Raw genomic sequence first — 16,525 nt, forward strand, 5'->3', positions numbered from 1 at the left:
CTTTCTATTTATACTCAAGCTTCGCGCCATCAGATAGCTATGTCTTATGAAAAAACTACCGGACCATTTATCCAGGGAATGCATCATCGCTGCCATTCGCGCTTACGATGCAGGCGTTGCGCATCAGTTTAAAAGCGCGCGTCTGTACGAGATCGAGTTTGAGGGGCGTCGGTATCCTTCAAAAGCCATCGTCGGGTTAGCGGCCACGCTTGCCACGGGAACGGAATTTACCCCGGCGGATTTCAGCGGAGGGATTAAATCCAAATGCGTGCGTCTGTTACTGGATCAAGGATTTACGATCGCGTCGCAGGGCGCTGGCGATGACGAGGTTGCGCTTTTCCCCGATGAGGGACAGACGACTATGGAGTTCGTGGAAGGGGCGGCGATGCAGGTGGTGGTCAATCGCTATGAGCGCGACCGTCAGGCTCGTCAGGCGGCGCTTCGCCTGCATGGCTGCCGGTGTCAGGTATGCGGTCTGGATATGGCCAGCCGCTATGGCGAAATCGGCCAGGGTTTTATCCATATCCACCATCTCATTCCGCTGGCCGGGATCAAGCAGGACTACCGTCTGAACCCTGAAACCGATCTGATCCCGGTATGTCCCAATTGCCATGCAATGCTGCACCGGCGAGATCCGCCGTTTACTCCCGAAGAGCTGAAGGCCCGGCTGCGCCCCGCAGACTGACATCCTACAGCGCTCGCTTTAATTACATCACACACAGCACAAACCCCACGCTACCTCACCGGTAGCGTGGGCCAGCTTTCTCTTACTTATCCCGCGTCTCGCCAGCCTCCCAGCTATAGCTCCCATCGGCCGCTAACCTATCGCCCAGTTCCTGATACTCGAACTGATAAAACTCAGCCTGGGTGCCGTACCCGGCGTAGTCTACCGCCGCCAGGCCGACGAACGCCCCGGTAAAGAACCCGCCGTAGCTCTGCAACACATAGTCATCGGACAGTACCGCGGCATCCAGCTGGACCGGGATCTCGGTGAACGTCACGCCATCGAAGCTGTATTCATAGCTGTAGGTCTGCTTGCGGACTTTAGTCCGGAACCAGACGTATTCGACGCCGTCCGGCACCTTGATGGCGTTATCTTTCAGGTACGACGTGTATTTCCCGCGGTTATTTTCGCCGACTTCGATGACCTTGCCGTTAATTTCATTCCAGGTCAGGAAGACGAAGCTCCAGTGGCGGTCGTTATAGTAATTCGTTAACCCGGCCATCTGCTGGTAGCTGAAGGGCTCGAATTTCACCTTCACCGCGGCGTCAAAATAGAAGGCCTGCCAGCGGCGGGCAATCAGCGACAGGTCATGCGTATTGGCTAACGAACCCTGGCCGATTAAGGTTAATTTGCCGTCGCCGGTGGTGCCCATTTTGGCCGTAAACGGCACCCGCAGGGTATTCCAGTTCGGGTCGAGCGCTGGCGAGGTAAAGTCATCCTGCTGGCTATTATCGCTGGCGCTTTCGGTGAAGATGGCGTCTTTTGGCCCTTCGACGAAGGTTTTCCCGCCGTGACCGCCTTCAATACGCGGCCAGCCCTCGTCGTCCCAGTACACTTTCTGGATCGCGGTTTCCCGGCCGAGGGTTGACCAGCCGCGCGGGTCGTAGATGGATTCCCCCGGGCGATTCCACGGCCGGGCGCAGAGCGAGGCGTAATACCATTCGCCTTCCGGAGTGGAGACCAGCGCGCCATGGCCCTGTTTCTGGATGTAGCTGTCCGGGGTATCGACGTTGGTTAAGAACACGTCGCCCGGCTCGGTTTCGAAGCTGTCGGCCTCGAGGGTTTTCGACCGCGCCACCACCTCCTGGTGGGTAAACACGGTGCCGCCCTGGGCGGCAAACAGATAGTAGTAGCCGTTCAGTTTATAGAGGTGCGGCCCCTCGACCAGCGCCACGGCGGTGCCGCGGTAGATGGTGCGCGCGGTTTCCGGCATTAACTTCAGCGTCTTGGTATCCAGCTCCGTTAAGGTAATGCCATCGAAGGGGTGATGGTACTCCCGGTGATCCCAGGTTTGCTGGACGATATATTTCCGGCCATCGTCGTCATGGAACAGCGAGGCGTCAAACCCGACGCCGTTCAGCTTGATCGGGTCGCTCCACGGGCCCCGAATATCCTTCGCCGTGGTCAGGTAGTTGGTCATGTCTTTAAAGGCGCCTTCGGTGACCTTCACATCGGTATACACCAACCAGAATTGCCCGTCGGCCCAGGAGAGCGCCGGCGCCCAAATGCCGCCGGAGGAGGGGTTGCCCTTCATATCCAGCAGGGTGGTGGTGGAGAGCGGCGAAGGCAGCAGGTTCCAGTTTTTCAGGTCTTTGGACTCATGTAAACGCACGCCCGGGAACCACTCAAACGTCGAGTTGGCAATATAGTACGTATCCTCGACGCGAATAATACTGGGGTCGGCATTAAAGCCGCGTAATATCGGGTTTTGAATAAGTGACATTTCATTACACCTTTTAAAATGGAAAGTTAAGGATCGGTCTGATTTATAATTTTTTTAACTACACGCGGATCTCATCCAGCTGACGGTTGATGTCGGTAACATGTTTATCGGAGATCGGATAAACCTGCATGATCACCATCGAAATAGCGGCCAGCGCAATTGGGATCCACACCGCGGTCATAATGATCCCGTCGATGGCGCTGGCGCTCTGCACGGCGCCGCTTTCATTAAATCCATACACCGCCAGCAGCCACAGCGGGATAGCGCCGCCGATGGTGAAGCCGATCTTGAAGAAGAGTCCCATAATGGCATTGATAATGGCGGCATTGCGTTTGCCCGATTTTAATTCGCCGTACGCGATAACTTCCGGTACCAGCGCCCACATAAAGCCGGTGGCGGAGGTTAAGCCCCACTGTTTAATAAAGGTGGCGATGTAGGCCAGCCACAGGGCGTCGTGCATCCCTTCGCGGGACCAGACGTAGGTCAGCAGTTCGCCGACGATGAACATGGCGAGGAACAGATGGAAGAAGCCTTTTTTACCAAAGATTTTTTTCAGTTTCGGCCAGAACACCGGGAAGGCGATGCCGGGAATAGACGCGACGAGACCCACCGCGCCCATCCATTCGGAATGGCCGACGACGAACTGGTTGAAGAAGCCGTTAACGGTGTTCATGAAGAACATGAAGGTAAAGGCCAGCATAAAGAACATGCCGAGAATAACCAGCGGACGGTTATGTCTGAGCTCGTGGAAAAGGTCGGTAGTTTTGACGTTGGCGGTCTGCTCGGCGGTCGCGACAACGCGTTCTTTGGTGCATTTGTAGCAGATAAACAGGGCCACCGCGCCGATGATCATATAGATGGCGTACACGCCGAACCAGGCGTAGTTCGCTGACGGATCGGTATAGTTGCCCAGATTCAGCTCAAGGCCGAAAAAGCCGGTGTCTTTCAGGCTACGATCTTTCGGCGCCGCCATCTGCACAAACATCGGGAACAGGGTATAGACCAGCAGGTTGGCGCTGTTGGCCAGCATCATGCGGGTACTGGTCAGCTTATCGATCGATTCCGGGTCGCGGGTCAGCGAGGCATTCAGCGAGCCATAGGGAATATTGACTAAGGAATAAACCAGGTCCAGCGCCAGATAAATAATAAAGGCGAAAGCCACCGAACCTTTCACTCCGGGGATTGGCGCGAACAGTAATGCCGACAGGATCACCAGCGGCACGCCGGCTCGTAACAGCCAGGGACGATATTTCCCTGCTTTTGAGGTTCGTTTATCCACATAGGTTCCGACCATCGGATCCCAAAACACGTTAATGATGCGGACAAAAAGAAAAATAAAGCCTGCCGTTGCCGTGCTGATGGTATTTACCGTCAGCATATGCAAAGCCAGAAAACCCCCAATTGTGCCGAAAACCAGGTTTTGCGCAAAGTCGCCCATGCCATAACCAATTCGTTCTCCGCGGGTTAATTTATGATATTCATCATGCCGACTGTGCATTATGTTTTTACTCATTCTAAGCAGACTCCGGTTTGTTTTGTGTAGGTGAAACACTTTCTGACACAGTTGACCAGGAAGAATCTATTACGTTTTTAAATTACGTAATTATGTTTTTTTACTTCTGTGATCCTCGAAGCAAAGGCCTGTATCACCTGCGTTAAACCGTTTTCCGCCGCTAATTTTCGGGCAGACAGACAAAGTGACAAAACCGGCATTTTAATTTGATATGGATACCTGAATTCCCCAGGGAGTGTACGCTATACGCGCGCGAAGCGAGATATTTAAAATAGTTTTATTTGCGAGATGGCTCACATTTGAGCATTTTCTCAATCGCCGAGTGAAATAACGTAATTGAGCAACCGACGATGAGAATACACGATGTGTCACAGTTGTTAATTTTCCTGTTTCTCAATTTCGGAGTTCATCATGCAAACCTATTTCGACCAGCTCGAACGCGTTCGCTTTGCCGGACCCAAAACCGATAATCCGCTGGCATTTCGCCACTATAATCCGGATGAAATCGTGCTGGGAAAACGCATGGCAGACCATCTGCGTTTTGCCGCCTGTTATTGGCATAACTTCTGCTGGAATGGCGCGGATATGTTTGGCGCCGGTTCGTTTGAGCGTCCCTGGCAGGCCGCGGGCGATGCGCTGGAAATGGCCAAACGCAAAGCGGACGTGGCGTTTGAATTTTTCTACAAGCTCAACGTGCCGTATTACTGCTTCCACGATGTCGACGTCTCGCCAGAAGGCGCGTCGCTGAAAGAGTATTTGCATAATTTCGCCATCATGACCGAGGTGCTGGCGGAGAAACAGCAGCAAACCGGCGTGAAACTGCTGTGGGGCACCGCCAACTGCTTTACCCACCCGCGCTACGGCGCCGGGGCGGCGACCAACCCCGATCCGGAGGTGTTTGCCTGGGCGGCCACGCAGGTGGTGACCGCCATGAACGCTACCCACCAGCTCGGCGGCGAAAACTATGTTCTGTGGGGCGGCCGCGAAGGTTACGAGTCCCTGCTGAATACCGACCTGCGCCAGGAGCGTGAGCAGATTGGCCGCTTCCTGCAGATGGTGGTGGAGCACAAGCATAAGATTGGCTTTGGCGGCACGCTGCTTATCGAGCCGAAACCGCAGGAGCCCACCAAGCATCAGTACGATTACGATGTCGCGACGGTGTATGGTTTCCTGAAGCAGTTTGGTCTGGAAAATGAGATCAAGGTGAACATTGAAGCCAACCACGCCACCCTGGCGGGGCACTCTTTCCACCATGAAATCGCCAGCGCCATCGCGCTGGGCATTTTCGGCTCCGTTGATGCCAACCGCGGCGATGCGCAGCTCGGCTGGGATACCGATCAGTTCCCGAACAGCGTGGAAGAAAATACCCTGGTGATGTATGAGATCCTCAAAGCCGGGGGATTCACCACCGGCGGCCTGAACTTTGACGCCAAAGTTCGCCGGCAGAGCACCGACAAATACGACATGTTCTATGGCCATATTGGCGCCATGGACGTGATGGCGCTGTCCCTCAAGCTGGCCGCGCGCATGATTGAGGATGGCAAGCTCGATCAGGGTCTGGCAAAACGCTATGCCGGCTGGCAGGGCGAGCTGGGGCAGAAAATTATGAGCGGGCAGATGTCGCTGGATAATATTGCCCGATACGCTGAGCAGCATAATCTGAATCCGCAGCCTCAGAGCGGGCGTCAGGAATTACTCGAAAATCTCGTCAATACCTATATCTTTGGTTAATTTTTGCTGACATGCTCCCGCGGGGGCATGTATTCCGCCGTCTATCCGCTGCCGGGAAATAGCGTTTATTGGTTCGTGCTGTGTTTTTTTTGTCAGTGGCGAAAGACCACCTGTTTAATATCAGCGAAGGAGGAAGGGTAACGATAATTGTGTAACGCCTCTGTGACCGTACAAAATAAAAAATAACTTGTTCTGATGATAGCGACATATTCTGTCAGCTCAGAATAGGCTGGTTATTGTCTGAATAAAATTAACCTATATTGAGAAACTCATGACAATGATAAAAAAACTTCCATTAACCATGGCGGTTATCGCCGCGTTTTTTCCACTTACCTCTGTAATGGCGCAAGAATTTACTCAGGAACAGATCGACGCCATCGTTGCCAAGGCCGTTGATAAAGCGCTGGCCGACCGCCAGGCAAAAATCGACGCCGCGGCCAACAAAAAGGTCGACGTGATTACTAACCCGGAAACCACCGCCGCCTCGCCGGATATGGCCATTCCGTTTGGCCTCAAGTTCAGCGGCTATGCCCGCTATGGCGCTCACTTCCAGACCGGCGACCAGAAATATGTCGGCGTCGACGGCTCCTATAACGGCGCCTCGGCGATCGGCCGTCTGGGCAACGAAAGCAACGGCGGCGAATTCCAGATCAGCAAGGCCTTCAAAAGCGCGCAGGGGGCTATCTGGGATCTTAACGTGATGTTCGACCACTGGAGCGACGAAGTTAACCTGAAGAAGGCCTACGTCGGGGTCACCAACGTGCTGGAATCCAACCCCAACGCCTATATCTGGGCCGGCCGCGACTTCCACCAGCGTCCGCAACAGGGGATCAACGACTACTTCTGGATGAACCACGACGGCCAGGGCGCCGGGGTAAAGAACTTTGATATCGGCGGCGTGCAGTTCGACGTGGCGGCGGTGTCGCAGGTGAAATCCTGTAGTCCGGAAGTGATGGCCGACGAGACCAACCCGTCGCGCATCACCTGTACCGGCAGCTCCGACACCGGCGACAACGGCCACTACGCGCTGACCACCAAAACCCACAACATCAAGGCCGGGCCGATCGACGTCGAGGTGTACGCCAACTACGGCTTTGACTCAAAGGCGGTGGACAGCGACGCGCGTCTCGAAGCCTGGCAGGGCGGCCTGGTGCTGAGCCACACCAACGACAGCGGGGTGAACAAGGTGATCCTGCGCTACTCCGATAACTCGGATAACAGCGTCTATAACAAAACCGACGACCTGACCACGGTCTACGCCAGCTTCGAGGGCAGCCATAAGTTCACCCAGCAGGCGCAGGTGGAATATCTGCTGGCCTTCCACGACTACGACAACGGCAGGGACAACACCGACAACCGCAAGAACTACGGTGCCATCGTGCGGCCGATGTATTTCTGGAACGACGTGTACTCCACCTGGCTGGAAGCGGGCTACCAGCGCGTGGATTACGACCAGGGCGGGGATAACCACGGCTGGAAGCTGACGCTGTCGCAGAACATAGCCATCGGCATGGGGCCGGAGTTCCGTCCGATGCTGCGCTTCTACGTGACCGGCGGCCAGGTGGACAACGAGCATACCGCGAAGGTTAACGGCACCCAGGACCAGCAGCTGGATTCGCTGAACGTCGGCGGGATGTTTGAGGCGTGGTTCTGATGCGATAGCGTTGTCGAAGGAGCGTTCCCGGCTGGCGCTACGCTTAGCCGGGCTACAACTGATGCGCTCCATTTATGCCGGATGGCGGCATACATGCCTTATCCGGCCTACGTTCCTTCCTGCGGGCTCCCCCCAGGACCGGCAAGCGCAGCGCCGCCGGGCGGTCAGGCTCCATACCTGCGGTAGTGCCGGATGGCGGCATAAATGCCTTATCCGGCCTACGTTCCTTCCCGCAGGCTCACACCCCCAGGCCCGCGCAAGCGCAGCGCCGCCGGGCAGCTGGCCCATCCCCCTTCAGTTCACCGTCAGGCGCAGGGCCAGATCCTGCGGGTAGGGGTCAAAATAGTTCTGCGCCTGCAGGTAGCGATCCGGATACTCGGCCAGATAGTGCTTAAGCAGCGTCAGCGGGGCGAGGATCGGCAGCAGCCCGGCGCGATAGTTGAGGATCACCTCCCGCAGCTCGCCGCGCTGGCGGCTGTTTAGCTGGTCGCGGAAATAACCCTGAATATGCATCAGCACGTTGGTGTGGTTTTTCCGCGAGGCGGGCTGCTTGAGGATCGCCATCAGCTTCTCGCGGTAAACCTCGAAGAACGCCTCCAGATCCTCCCATTCATGCAGCGAGGCGACGAACGGGCCGATCTCCCGGTAGCCTGCCTGGTGGTGAGCCAGCAGCTGCAGCTTGTAGCGGCTGTGAAAGGCCAGCAGGCTGTGGCGCGTCAGGCCGCGGGCGCGCAGGGCGTTGAGTTCATGCAGGGCGAAAACGCGCTCGACAAAATTCTCCCGCAGCAGCGGATCGTGCAGCCGGCCATCCTCTTCCACCGGCAGCCACGGGTAGCGCGCCATCAGGGCACCGGTAAACAGCCCCACGCCTTCCTTACGCCCGCGATTGCCTTTTTCATCGTACAACCGCACGCGCTCCATTCCGCAGCTCGGCGATTTGGCGCAGACGATAAAGCCCGACAGCTCGCCCAGGGTTGCGAGGTGGGCGCTGGCGAAATCAGCCATCTTCTCCGTCACATCCTCGTGCGGGGCGTGGCTGAAGCGCATGCGGATCTCCCCGACCGGGGTCTGCACCAGGCGGAGCGCCGGGCGGGGAACGGGCAGGCCGATCGCCATCTCCGGGCAGACGGGTTTAAACGCCACCCACTGCGCGAGCTCATCCATCACAAAGCCCATACGCTTATGCCCGCCGTCGAATCGCACGGCTGAGCCGGTTAAACATCCGCTGATCCCAATGACAGGTTGCGTGTTCATGGCGCTGTCCTCTCTTCTGCTGTGGTTCGGGTAAAGAAAAGGGTCACGGTGGCGACCGTAATGCCGAATTTCTTCATCTCGGTTTTGTTAAACAAATGGCTGCCATCCTGCAGGAACATCCAGTCGTCAAAGTGCAGCAGCCACCGGCTGCCGCTGGCTTCGACGTTCATGCTGTAGCGCCAGTGAAAGGCATTGCCTGCCGCCTGGCCGCTGGCCACGCCTTCGATGTCCCCGGCGGTGCCCTGATAACGGTTATCGCCGGTGCGGCGAATGCGCCACACCCGCTGCTGCTTCTCGCCATCGTCATAGACAAAGCGCTCATGGAGCGTCAGGGTGTCGCCGACGACGTCGCCATCGATCGCTACATGGAAGCGGCGCAGCTGCTTGCCGCTGCGATCCTGCACCATCCCCCACGCCTCGGTTCGGCCCTGAAAATAGTGGAAAATGTCGAGGGCGGGCTGCTGCTGCCGGTACTCCGTGACCTCGGTGCTGCAGCCGGCGAGGATCAGCATCAGCAGCGCCAGGCCAAGGGTCAGAATGCGTTTCATGGTGTACCTCCGATCAACTGCTGACGCAGTTCGGGATAAGTGGTGCGCGGATCGAGCCAGATGGCGAGAAAGCGGGTGCTGAATGCCGCCGACTGGCGCGGGCCGAGCGGGGTAAAGGCGGTCTGCGCGGCGCTGGCGCGGTACCAGAACTGTCCCTCGCTGCCGCTGTCCACGAACGCCAGCTGGCTGCCCGGCGCGACGTCCGGCCAGATCCCCTGCAGCATGCGCAGCCAGGCTTCGCTGCGCGGCTCCTGTTGCAGAATGCCCTGCGCCTGCCACTGGTCGCGGGTGGCCTCCACCAGCGCCTCGCGATCGATATCGCGCTGGTAGGTGATGATCAGCGCCCGATCCTGCTGCGGGCCGTCATACCGGCCATTGGGTGTGCGCAGCTGCGAGTGATAGACGGTGAACGGCCCCCAGGTGAGGGTCGCCTCGCCGACGCGGCGCCACGTCAGCCAGTCGGCGGCGTGTGCCGCCGGGGCAAGGGTGGTCAGCCACAGCAGTAACAGCGCGAATCTCATTTTCGCCTCCCCATCCCCAGATGGAATAACAGCATGAGCACCAGCCAGCCGCAGGCCATGGCGGCCACGGCAAGCGCCATCGGCACCAGCAGGGTCATGGCTCCGAGGCGCGCGCCGAGCAGGTAGGCCACCGGGCCGCCGACGGTGGCGGCCGCGGCCAGCACCCAGCCGGGAAGCGTCGTGGTGCGGGTCAGTCGGGTCCAGACGACGGCGAACATCAGCCACAGGGCCACCATCCACAGGGGCAGCAGGCTGTCGCCGCGAAAATCGATCAGCCCCGCCAGCGCCCAGCAGGCGTCCAGGCCGCAGCCCGCCGCGGCCAACAGCAGGGCGGGCGGACGGCTGGCCGCCGGCAGCCGCAGCCAGGCGAAGAGGGCCAGCGTCAGCCAGATCAGCAGACCGCGCTCGCGCAACATCACCACCAGCGTCCAGTAAACATCGAACGCGAGGGCCATCAGCAGGTACTGCGCCGGGCGTGTCATACCCGCTCCGCGGTGAGCTGCACCACGCTGATGGTGCGGGCGTTAAATCCGGCTTCGCAGTAGCCGAAGTAGTAGAGCCACATCCGGCGGAAGCGCTCATCAAAGCCGAGCTTTTCAATATCCTGCCAGGCGTGGGTAAAACGCTGCCGCCAGTGCGCCAGGGTGCGGGCGTAGTCCGGGCCCATGTCGAACAGGTTGCGCACCACAAAATCGGTATGGCGGGTCATCAGCTCGCTCATCGCGGTGATGCTGGGCAAAAAGCCGCCGGGGAAGATGTAGCGCTGGATAAAATCGACGCTTTTGCTGTAGTCGCGATAGCGCTGATCCTGGATGGTGATCGCCTGCAGGGCCATTCTGCCGCCCGGACGCAGGCGCGCCTGGCAGGTGCGGAAGAAGGCCGGCAGGTAGCGCTGGCCCACCGCCTCAATCATCTCCACCGACACCAGTTTGTCGTACTCGCCGCGCAGATCGCGGTAGTCGCAGAGCAGCACCTCGACGCGATCCTGCAGCCCGGCGCGGGCCATGCGCTCGGTAGCCCAGCGGTGCTGTTCCCGGGAAAGGGTGGTAGTGGTGACCCGGCAGCCGTAATGGCGGGCGGCGTACTCGGCCAGCGCTCCCCAGCCGGTACCAATCTCCAGCAGATGATCGCCGGGGTTGAGCGCCAGCTGGTCGCACAGACGCGCCATCTTGGCCCGCTGGGCCTGGGTCAGATCCTGCTGGTCATCGGTAAACAGCGCGCTGGAGTAGAGCAGGTCCTCATCCAGAAAGTGGGCGTAAAATTCGTTGCCGAGGTCGTAATGGGCGGCGATGTTCTCCCGCGCCTGGGCGCGGGTGTTGCGGCGGGTCCAGTGGCGCAGGCGGGCGACGGGCTTGCCCAGCAGACGAAAGCCGCGCTCCAGACGCCCCAGCACCTTGCCGTTGCGCGCGAGGATCTGCAGCAGCGCCGTCAGCTGGTGGCTCTCCCAGTCGCCGTCCATCCAGGCCTCGGCCGCCGCCAGGCTGCCGCCGGTCAGCAGACGCCAGTACACCTCCGGCGTGCAGACCCGCGCCTCGGCGCGCAGCGCGGCGGCGGGGTCGCCAAAATGAAAAGTCTGTGCCCCTTCGCGCACGGTGAGCGAGCCTTCGCGGAGGCCGCTCAGCAGACGAAAGAGCAGCCAGCGCGCGAGCCGCACGTTGCGCGGCACATCGGGTTCAAGCGCAAAGACGGGATCGGTCATGAGCGTTCACTCCTGCTGACAGGATGGTTGTACAGCGGCACGCGCTTCAGCCACAGCCGCAGCGCCTGCCAGTAGATCGCGAGGACGGTTTTCAGGGTCATCAGCGGCAGACGCAGCAGCAGCCCGCGCAGGTTGGCGCGGGTCAACGGCACGCGGCTCAGGGCCAGGGTGGCGTCGAACACCTTGCTGGCCTGATGGTTTTCAATATGCATGTGCAGCGTTTTGCCGGGCGCGTTGAAGCGCCAGTGATAGACCATGTCCATCGGGTTAAATGGCGAAACGTGAAAGGCTTTCTCCAGCGGGCGCGCCTGCTGGCCGTCCACCGCGTAGTAATGACGCTCATTCCACGGCGTGTTACGCACTTCGGCCAGCACCCAGCGCAGGGTGTCGGCCTCGTCATAGCAGTAGTAAAAGTTGACCGGATTAAAATGGAAGCCGAAGTAGCGCAGCTGGGTCAGGAGCATCACGCGTCCCGCCGGGCGGCAGCCGGTCAGGCTCTCCAGCCGGTTCAGCACCTGGGCCTTCAGCGGCGCGCCCAGCGGATAATCGGCGTCGTACCAGGCGGCGGCGGCCAGGCGGTTGCGGCGGATGCCCGCCTCAGGCAGCCTGTCCAGTTCGTCGAGGTCGAGCCAGGTCATAAACAGGCGGTAGACGAAGTGGTGCGCCTTCGGCTGCAGGCGACGGTGGCGCAGGACGCCCTGATAGAGGCAGCTGTTCATATCACTTGCCCTCCGCCGCGGCGATGCCCTGTACCACGTCGAGCGCGCTGCGCACCCCGTCCTCATGAAAGCCGTTGTACCAGTAGGCCCCGCAGTACCAGCTCCGCTGCTGGCCGTTAATCTCTTCGCGCCGCAGCTGGGCCGACCAGCTTTGCGGGTTAAACAGCGGATGCTCATAGACGAAGCGCTGCCAGACATAGCGATCGTCCACCGGCGCGTCCGGGTTCAGGGTGACGCAGAACAGGGGGGCGCCCGCAGGCAGCCCCTGGAGAATATTCATGTTGTAGGTGACGCAGGCCCGGGCCAAATCCCCGTCGCTCAGGCGATAGTTCCAGCTGGCCCAGGCGCGCTGGCGCTCCGGCAGCCAGCGCGGATCGCTGTGCAGCACCACCTCGTTGCGCTGCCAGCCGATATCCCCCAGCACCTCACGCTCGGCGTCGGTGGGCGCCGCCAGCATCGCCAGCGCCTGCGCGGAGTGGCAGGCGAAGATCACCTGGTCAAAATGCGCCTCCCCGGACGCCAGCCGCAGGATAACTCCCGCCGGGTGGCGCTCCACCTGCTGCACCGGCGCGTTGAGCCGCAGGTCCAGGCGATCGCCGAGCCTGGCGAGCAGGGCGCGGACGTATTCCCGGGAACCGCCGGGCACCACGTACCATTGCGGACGATCGCGAATATCCAGCAGACCGTGGTTTTCAAAGAAGCGCAAAAACAGCGGCAGCGGGAAGCGGCGCATCTCCTGCAGCGACGACGACCAGATGGCCGCCCCCATCGGCAGAATATAGTGGCGGGCGAAGAAGGGGCTGAAGCGGTGGCGGGTGAGGAAGCTCTCCAGCGTCGCGCCTGGATCCAGCGCCTCGGTCAGCGCCAGTTTCGCCAGGCGGTTGAAGCGGACGATCTCGCTCAGCAGTCCCCAGAAGGCCGGCTTCAGCAGATTGCGCCGCTGGGCGAAGAGCGAGGTCAGGCTGTGGCCGTTGTACTCCAGGCCGCTGGTCGGGTTGTGGACCGAGAAGCTCATCTGCGTTTTTTGCCCGCCGATCCCCAGCTCGCTGAGCAGGCCCATAAAGCGCGGATAGGTGCGATCGTTGTAGACGATAAATCCGGTATCGATGGCCCAGGTGCCCTGCGGCGTGGCGACATCCACGGTGGCGGTGTGGCCGCCCGGCGTGGCGCCCGCTTCGAACAGCGTTACCTGATGGTGTCCGGCCAGTCGCCAGGCGCAGGTCAGCCCGGCGATGCCGCTGCCGATGATGGCGATGTTCATGAGCGCACCATCCTGCGCAACAGCAGGCGCTGGATACCCGATGGCAGACTGGCCAGCAGCCGCAGGGCCAGGCTGAAACCGGTGGGGAAGGCGATGTGGTTTTTGCCCTTCGCCAGACCGTGGCGGATCGCCGCCACCGCCCGATCCACGCTCACCCGGCCGGGCATGGCGAAGTCGTTTTTGCGCGTCAGCGGGGTGTCGACGAAGCCCGGAGAGACCACCGTGACGGCGACCCCTTTCGGCTCCCAGTCCAGACGCAGGCTATTGGCAAACCAGGTCAGCGCCGCCTTGGAGGCGCCATAGGCTTCCGCGCGCGGGAAGGGCAGCCAGTGCGCCATGGAGCTGACCAGCACCACCCGATCGCCAGCCTCCAGCTGCGTCTGCAGCGCCGCCAGGCAGTTCACCGGCCCGAGGAAGTTGGTGGCCATCACCCGCTCCACGAGGGCGGCATCCACCTGTCCGTGGTCGAGGTATTCGCAGGTCCCGGCGCAGAGAATGATCAGGTCGGCAAAACAGCCTGTCAGCGCCTGGCGACAGGCGTCCCTGTCTGTCATATCGAACAGGCGTACGCTGATGTTGGGGCTGAGCTGCTGGAGCGCTGCCAGGCGCGACGCATCGCGCCCGCAGGCGATGACCAGATGGCCATCCGCCGCGAAGGATTTCGCCAGGCCGGCGCCGATCCCGGAGCTGGCGCCGGTGATGAGCACCGTCATCATGAGCGCACCCTCCGCTTCACGCCGCGCACCGCCCAGCCCAGCAGGGGAAGATGCTCGTAGATCATCTCCCCGGCGTCGTAGTAGTCGCGCTGATGGAGAACCTGCTCCCCGGCGATGTCCACCACCGAGCAGCCCGGCAGGGCCAGGGTTTCTCCGCCGGCAATGCGCGGATGCGACCAGTGCATGGTCCAGGTCACGGCGAACCGCTGGCCGTCGCAAAGCGGCGTGTCGATGGTGAACCGGCACTGCTCCACGTTGGCCAGCAGATGGGTAAAGTAGCGCTGAATGGCGAACAGCCCCTGATGCTGACCAAAAGGATCGCTCAGCGTCGCGTCCGGATGGTACAGCGTGGCCAGCGCCGCGGGCGGCTGTGCATCCAGCCCGGCGTAGTACTCAACGAAACGACGAATCACGGACGGCGAGGTGCTCATGGATCACATCCTGGCTAGATACGGTAGCGTAATGGCATACTTAAAACTTACACAAATAAAATTGTTTGTCCAAGTTTGTAGAAAAATATATTTTATTTGTGTTAAAAATCATGTTGTTATGATTGGTGTTTTAAGGAGTGAAAGTCGCGGGTGGCGCAAAGGGCAAGCGTGAGCCCGCCGCGCCACCGGGTGCTGGCGGAACAGAGCGTGGAGGTAAGTGAAAACAGGGGGTTAGAGCGGGATCACCTCGAGGGAGACGACCTGCTGCTGCCAGAGTTCGACCTGCCTCTGGCGGGCAGCGGAGAGTTTGCCGCTGGTGACCAGCAGCCAGTTGCGCTGGGGAAAAATCTCCGGCGCCAGGGCGGCGGGAGGCACCGGCAGGACGTCGATGCGATGGCCCTGGCCGGTACGTTTGAGCGCCTCAAGCCAGATTTCGCAGGCGTCGGTCAGGTGCCAGCCGGTGATCAGAAAGTTATCCCCGGGCGCCTTCTTGTCGCCTTCGAGGCAAAACGAGGTGTAGGCGATGATGATGCCGTCGAGGATTTCGCGCAGGGTCATGATGGCCGGTACGTTGGCGGAGACCTGGCTGCGCAGCGGACGCAGCACCTCGGTCACCAGCTCCTGGCGCGGATATTCGCGCCCGGCATCGTAGATCAGCTGGCGCAGGGACTCGATTTTTCCCTCTTTCAGCCGCTGCAGCATGGTCTCCTGCAGCGTCAACCAGTTATTGGTGCGCCGCGCGCCGGGGCGCGACAGCAGGGGTTTCACCTGGCTGACCGGCACCCCTTTTTTCACCCAGTCGAGGATCTTCAGCGCCTGCTGGACGTCGTCATCGCTGTACAGACGGTGTCCACCATCGGTGCGCAGCGGCTTAAGCAGGCCGTAGCGGCGCTGCCAGGCGCGAAGCGTGGTCGCATTTATCCCGCATAGTCGGGCAAATTCGCCGATGGAGTAAGGCATGGAGGCCACCTGTTAACAAAGAATATTCTCAATATACTACGAATCACGACGGCTGGCGTGAAGTGTAGTGGCTTTGCACTACACTTTCCCCAACCGCGTAAATGAAAGGAGTTCTCATGAAGCTATGGCCTGTTGTCACCGGCGTCGCTATCGCGTTAACCCTGGTGGCCTGTAAATCGCCCACGCCGCCGAAAGGCGTTCAGCCGATTAGCGGGTTTGACGCCAGCCGTTACCTCGGAAAATGGTATGAGGTCGCTCGCCTGGAGAATCGCTTCGAGCGAGGCCTGGAGCAGGTGACCGCCACCTACGGCGCCCGCAGCGATGGGGGGATCAGCGTCGTCAACCGCGGTTATGACCCGGTCAAAAAACGCTGGAATGAGAGCGACGGGAAAGCCTATTTCACCGGCGCCCCCACCACCGCGGCGCTGAAGGTGTCGTTCTTCGGGCCATTCTACGGCGGCTATAACGTGATCCGCCTGGACGACGACTACCAGTACGCGCTGGTCAGCGGCCCCAACCGTGACTATCTGTGGATCCTGTCGCGCACCCCCACCATTCCGGCGGCGGTGAAGCAGGATTACCTGAATACCGCGCGCGAGCTGGGCTTTGACGTCGATCGCCTGGTGTGGATCCGCCAGACGCCGCGCTAGCCTCGCCGCTTAGCGGCTGAGCAGATAGGTATAAACCACGTACAGCCCGGCCAGCGCCGCCACGTTGAGCGCTACGCTGATGAAAAACCGCGTCCGGAAGGGCTGCTTTTGCGTTTTATGGCGAAAGCACTGCTGGCCGAGGATGGCCCCCGGCCAGCCTCCCGCCAGGCCCAGCACCAGCAGCGTGGTTTCCGGCACCCGGCGCCAGGCTTTGCGCGCCGCCAGCTTGTCGGCGCCATAGATAAGCCATGTCAGAAGGCTGCTCAGTAAAAACCACATCGCCAGCGGGTAGGGCAGCAGGGCGCTGCCCACGGCGGTGAGCAGCAGCAGGGAATAACATACCAGGTTCAGATTCATAGGGACGTTCACGCCGGCCAGAAGAATGGCGCCACTATAGCCAATTTCCCGGACCGGCGTAAAC

Annotated in this window: 18 protein-coding genes; 5 read left to right on the top strand and 13 right to left on the bottom strand. The window is 60.4% G+C overall.

Going from position 1 to position 16,525, the window contains the following annotated elements; all coding sequences use genetic code 11:
• The first annotated feature begins 46 nt into the window (after nt 1–46).
• Nucleotides 47–685, top strand: coding sequence for an HNH endonuclease (locus KPHS_05630; protein ID YP_005224863.1), 639 nt, complete (start codon nt 47–49; stop codon nt 683–685).
• A gap of 82 nt (nt 686–767) precedes the next feature.
• Here KPHS_05630 and KPHS_05640 read toward each other — a convergent pair whose 3' ends face one another.
• Together KPHS_05640 and KPHS_05650 are read right to left on the bottom strand one after the other, a co-directional pair.
• On the bottom strand, nt 768–2,447 hold the full coding sequence (locus KPHS_05640; protein YP_005224864.1) for a putative beta-1,4-xylosidase, XynB: 1,680 nt from the start codon (nt 2,445–2,447) through the stop codon (nt 768–770).
• A 58-nt stretch (nt 2,448–2,505) separates the two neighbouring features.
• Nucleotides 2,506–3,945, bottom strand: a complete 1,440-nt coding sequence (locus KPHS_05650; RefSeq protein ID YP_005224865.1) for an MFS transporter — start codon at nt 3,943–3,945, stop codon at nt 2,506–2,508.
• A gap of 426 nt (nt 3,946–4,371) precedes the next feature.
• Between KPHS_05650 and KPHS_05660 the strand changes: the two genes are divergently transcribed.
• The 3 genes from KPHS_05660 to KPHS_05680 all read left to right on the top strand — a co-directional run bounded on the left by KPHS_05660 (nt 4,372) and on the right by KPHS_05680 (nt 7,345).
• Nucleotides 4,372–5,691, top strand: coding sequence for a xylose isomerase (locus tag KPHS_05660; protein YP_005224866.1), 1,320 nt, complete (start codon nt 4,372–4,374; stop codon nt 5,689–5,691).
• 27 nt (nt 5,692–5,718) lie between these two features.
• A complete protein-coding gene (locus tag KPHS_05670; protein ID YP_005224867.1) occupies nt 5,719–5,832 on the top strand; it encodes a hypothetical protein in 114 nt (37 codons plus the stop codon).
• Nucleotides 5,833–5,962: 130 nt separating this feature from the next.
• On the top strand, nt 5,963–7,345 hold the full coding sequence (locus tag KPHS_05680; protein YP_005224868.1) for a carbohydrate porin: 1,383 nt from the start codon (nt 5,963–5,965) through the stop codon (nt 7,343–7,345).
• A gap of 294 nt (nt 7,346–7,639) precedes the next feature.
• Here the strand turns inward: KPHS_05680 and KPHS_05690 are convergent, their stop codons facing one another.
• The 10 genes from KPHS_05690 to KPHS_05780 form a co-directional block, all read right to left on the bottom strand.
• Nucleotides 7,640–8,521: a DUF523 and DUF1722 domain-containing protein gene (locus KPHS_05690; protein ID YP_005224869.1), complete on the bottom strand. Its 882-nt coding sequence runs from the start codon at nt 8,519–8,521 to the stop codon at nt 7,640–7,642.
• 74 nt (nt 8,522–8,595) lie between these two features.
• Nucleotides 8,596–9,147: a putative lipoprotein gene (locus KPHS_05700; RefSeq protein ID YP_005224870.1), complete on the bottom strand. Its 552-nt coding sequence runs from the start codon at nt 9,145–9,147 to the stop codon at nt 8,596–8,598.
• Nucleotides 9,144–9,668: a hypothetical protein gene (locus KPHS_05720; protein ID YP_005224871.1), complete on the bottom strand. Its 525-nt coding sequence runs from the start codon at nt 9,666–9,668 to the stop codon at nt 9,144–9,146. The genes KPHS_05700 and KPHS_05720 overlap by 4 nt, the downstream gene beginning before the upstream one ends.
• Entirely contained in the window at nt 9,665–10,150 is a 486-nt protein-coding gene (locus KPHS_05710) for a DUF2878 domain-containing protein (protein ID YP_005224872.1), read from the bottom strand. The genes KPHS_05720 and KPHS_05710 overlap by 4 nt, the downstream gene beginning before the upstream one ends.
• On the bottom strand, nt 10,147–11,367 hold the full coding sequence (locus tag KPHS_05730) for a cyclopropane-fatty-acyl-phospholipid synthase family protein (RefSeq protein ID YP_005224873.1): 1,221 nt from the start codon (nt 11,365–11,367) through the stop codon (nt 10,147–10,149). The genes KPHS_05710 and KPHS_05730 overlap by 4 nt, the downstream gene beginning before the upstream one ends.
• Nucleotides 11,364–12,086, bottom strand: coding sequence for a plasmid partition ParA protein (locus KPHS_05740; RefSeq protein YP_005224874.1), 723 nt, complete (start codon nt 12,084–12,086; stop codon nt 11,364–11,366). Before KPHS_05740 ends, KPHS_05730 begins: the two co-directional genes overlap by 4 nt.
• A 1-nt stretch (nt 12,087) precedes the next feature.
• A complete protein-coding gene (locus KPHS_05750) occupies nt 12,088–13,347 on the bottom strand; it encodes an L-aspartate oxidase (RefSeq protein ID YP_005224875.1) in 1,260 nt (419 codons plus the stop codon).
• On the bottom strand, nt 13,344–14,063 hold the full coding sequence (locus KPHS_05760) for an oxidoreductase (protein YP_005224876.1): 720 nt from the start codon (nt 14,061–14,063) through the stop codon (nt 13,344–13,346). The genes KPHS_05750 and KPHS_05760 overlap by 4 nt, the downstream gene beginning before the upstream one ends.
• A complete protein-coding gene (locus tag KPHS_05770; protein YP_005224877.1) occupies nt 14,060–14,494 on the bottom strand; it encodes a nuclear transport factor 2 family protein in 435 nt (144 codons plus the stop codon). Before KPHS_05770 ends, KPHS_05760 begins: the two co-directional genes overlap by 4 nt.
• A gap of 231 nt (nt 14,495–14,725) precedes the next feature.
• A complete protein-coding gene (locus KPHS_05780) occupies nt 14,726–15,454 on the bottom strand; it encodes a MerR family transcriptional regulator (RefSeq protein ID YP_005224878.1) in 729 nt (242 codons plus the stop codon).
• 116 nt (nt 15,455–15,570) lie between these two features.
• Here KPHS_05780 and KPHS_05790 point away from each other — a divergent pair, with 116 nt between their 5' ends.
• Nucleotides 15,571–16,104: a lipoprotein Blc gene (locus KPHS_05790; RefSeq protein YP_005224879.1), complete on the top strand. Its 534-nt coding sequence runs from the start codon at nt 15,571–15,573 to the stop codon at nt 16,102–16,104.
• Nucleotides 16,105–16,113: 9 nt separating this feature from the next.
• Here KPHS_05790 and KPHS_05800 read toward each other — a convergent pair whose 3' ends face one another.
• A complete protein-coding gene (locus KPHS_05800) occupies nt 16,114–16,461 on the bottom strand; it encodes a cyanate transport (RefSeq protein YP_005224880.1) in 348 nt (115 codons plus the stop codon).
• Nucleotides 16,462–16,525 lie beyond the last annotated feature (64 nt).

The organism is Klebsiella pneumoniae subsp. pneumoniae HS11286 (genome assembly GCF_000240185.1).
GTDB lineage: Bacteria > Pseudomonadota > Gammaproteobacteria > Enterobacterales > Enterobacteriaceae > Klebsiella > Klebsiella pneumoniae.